This window comes from Stenotrophomonas sp. SMYL11 (assembly GCF_036320005.1).
Classification (GTDB): Bacteria; Pseudomonadota; Gammaproteobacteria; order Xanthomonadales; family Xanthomonadaceae; genus Stenotrophomonas; species Stenotrophomonas maltophilia_A.
In genome coordinates, this window is sequence record NZ_JAWIRS010000002.1 from 381,945 (window position 1) to 382,864 (window position 920).

The 920-nt window shown below is 67.2% G+C and carries 1 protein-coding gene; it reads left to right on the top strand.

What is annotated here, in order from left to right:
* Positions 1-105 precede the first annotated feature (105 nt).
* Positions 106-831 carry an enolase gene (locus V3B46_RS05665; RefSeq protein ID WP_329891341.1) on the top strand — a complete coding sequence of 242 codons (726 nt, stop codon included), beginning with the start codon at positions 106-108 and terminating at the stop codon, positions 829-831.
* Positions 832-920 lie beyond the last annotated feature (89 nt).

Genomic DNA, 920 nt, shown 5'->3' on the forward strand with positions numbered 1-920 from the left:
GCCCCCCCCCCCCCCCCCCCCCTGCCCTGGTGTGGGCCGCCCCGGCGGGGGCCCCCCCCCCCCCCCCCCCCCCTCGACTCTACCCACCCTGTTCAAAGGACTGACATGATCCACCAGACTGAACTGAGCGACCTGCTGCCCGGCATGGTCCCCTACCCCACCGACGTCTTTCCCGCCGACCAGGCCTGGCTCGGCCAGCACCTGCTGCCGCTGCTGAAGATCGACCTCGGCGTGCTGCGCCCGGAACTGGCCGGCCAGGTGGCAACGATGCTGTGCCCGATCGAGCCATACGACGGTTGCATCGGCGAGACCACCGAAGAACACCACAACGATTTCACCGGCACCAACTGGATCGCCTTCGAACTGACCACCGGTAACGAGATGCGTTTCCTCGGCAACGAGGGCTATTTCATCGGTGATGCGGTACAGGACAAGGATGCGCGCGAACACATCGCGCAGATGCGCGAGAGCTACGCCAAGGCCCGCGATTACCATGCCACGCATGGCCGCCTCGCCTGCTACTCGCGCTACGGCAAGGGTGAGGCCAGCGAGCGCGATTATCTGGATACGCTGGGTGGCCCGATCGGTTTCGGCAACTGGACCGAAACCGCAGAGATTCCCGCGGCATTCGAACTGGGTTTCACCGAAGCTGCCGATGACCCCAACGCTGCGGACGATGCCGAAACAGTGATCATCACCCGCGATGGCAACAAATTCTTCGCCGTGGCCGACGTAGCCGGCTACAACTGGTGCGCCACCGGTGCCGATGCGATCGTGATGCTGTACGAGCCGGAAAGCCGCACGGTGCTGTTCTCGTACGACTGGTCATAAGCGCGCCTGGTAGTGGCGGGGGGGGGGGCGGGGGGGGGGGGGGGGGGGGGCGCCGCGGGCCCCGACCCCACAGTAGCGGGGGGGGGGCG